Genomic DNA, 1,701 nt, shown 5'->3' with positions numbered 1-1,701 from the left:
AGCCAAACCACAGAAGTATGCGACGAGAAAACCTAGTAAAAACAATGCCAGTCAGGCTTAACTGACTGGCATTAGCCTGCGGGCCCCTTTCTTAGTTGGGAAGACTTTTGTTGGGAAGACTTGTTGCAGACAGGTTGGGTTGCGAAGATGAAAAAGGCCCACCGTCATGGCGGGCCTTCCTCATGGCAGGGCGCTCCTAACGGAGTATCAACCCTGCGCGTTGCTCAGTACCAGCTTGCCATCCTTGACCGGAATGGTGGGGCCGGGTTGCTTCTCCATGCGTACCACCCCCTCCTGGCCGGCGAGGCGGTAGGTGACGTCATAGCCGATGGTGCGGGTGCTGCTCTCCTGCACCGTCTTGCAGCGCTGCTCCGTGGTGGTGTAGGTATCACCGGCCTGCATGTTGCCCTGCACCTGATTCCCGGCATAACCCCCTGCCACGGCACCGGCGGCGGTGGCCACCTTCTTGCCGCTGCCACCGCCAAACTGGTGGCCGACCACGCCGCCCAGGGCCGCGCCAACCACGGTACCCAGGATCTTGTGCTCGTCCTGCACCGGCTTGCGGTGGGTCAGGGTGACGTTGCGGCACTCCTGACGTGGCGTCTTGATGGTCTCGGTCACCGGCTTGCTGGCCAGCACCTCGGCAAACTGGGGCTCTGATGAAAACAGGGATCCGCTGGCGACCGCCGACAATGCCAGCGCAGAGGCAACACCGATCCCGACACCTGCCAACATGGATTTGTTCATCACTCTTCTCCTTGTACTCATACCCGTTGAGGGCTTGGGATCATTCTTGGCATTTTGCGCCGCAGGCTCAAGGCAAGGGCCACGGGATCGCGACAGGGGCTGACTGCGCAAAAAGTGACCGCACAAAAATAGCGTCGGCGATTGGCGACAGGGGGAGCAGGGCCGAGGGCCCCTAAGACGTTTCGCTAATACCTGGGATCTGGCCCCCTTGATACCCTTTCATCCGGTTCCAGCCGGCATCCTGGCCCCGCATCAGGGCACAATGCCGGTCGTGGTGAACCGCGAGTGCCACCCCGTTTTGTGTCCCTGTGAGGAAGGATCCGATGACAGAGCAGAACATGTACGACGCCGGCCTTGGCAAGACGCCCGCCAATTTCGAGGCGCTGACCCCCTTGAGCTTTCTGGGGCGGGCCGCCCGGGTCTATCCCGACTATCCGGCGCTGATCCACGGCCCCTTGCGCCAGAGCTGGGCCCAGACCGAACGCCGTTGCCGCCAGCTCGCCTCGGCCCTGCGCCGTCGCGGCATTGGCGAGGGGGACACCGTCTCCATCGTCGCCCCCAATGTGCCGGCCATGTTCGAGGCGCACTTCGGGGTACCCATGAGCGGCGCTGTGCTCAACACCATCAACACCCGGCTCGATGCGGACGCAATGGCCTTCATCTTCCAGCACGCCCAGAGCAAGGTGGTGCTGGTGGACCGGGAGTTCGGCGCCGTGGTGCGAAAGGCGCTCTCTCTCATTGACAGCCAGTCCCTGGTGATCGCCATCGACGATCCCCTCTACCGGGAAGGGGAGCTGATCGGCGAGCTCGACTACGAGGGGTTCATCGCCCTGGGGGACGGGGACGAACCCGGCTGGCTGCCGGCGGACGAGTGGCAGGCCATCTTAAATGCGAAAGGGGACTCCCTCCGACGTAGGTGGGAGGGGAATTTCGCCGGGGCGTCAGCCCCGCTGG

General features: G+C 63.2%; 2 protein-coding genes. One reads left to right on the top strand and one right to left on the bottom strand.

The genetic code is table 11. From position 1 onward, the window contains the following. Positions 1-207: 207 nt before the first annotated feature. Positions 208-747: a glycine zipper 2TM domain-containing protein gene (locus OKC30_RS20765; RefSeq protein ID WP_010674678.1), complete on the bottom strand. Its 540-nt coding sequence runs from the start codon at positions 745-747 to the stop codon at positions 208-210. A gap of 323 nt (positions 748-1,070) precedes the next feature. Here OKC30_RS20765 and OKC30_RS20760 point away from each other — a divergent pair. Further along, positions 1,071-1,701 (top strand): AMP-binding protein (locus tag OKC30_RS20760; protein WP_270809808.1); only part of this gene is annotated, 631 nt, incomplete at its 3' end.

Origin of the sequence: Aeromonas sp. QDB18 (genome assembly GCF_027705325.1) — a bacterium.
Lineage (GTDB): Bacteria > Pseudomonadota > Gammaproteobacteria > Enterobacterales > Aeromonadaceae > Aeromonas > Aeromonas caviae.
Note: the sequence above shows the minus strand (reverse complement) of the source record. Positions and strands in the feature narration are given on the sequence as shown.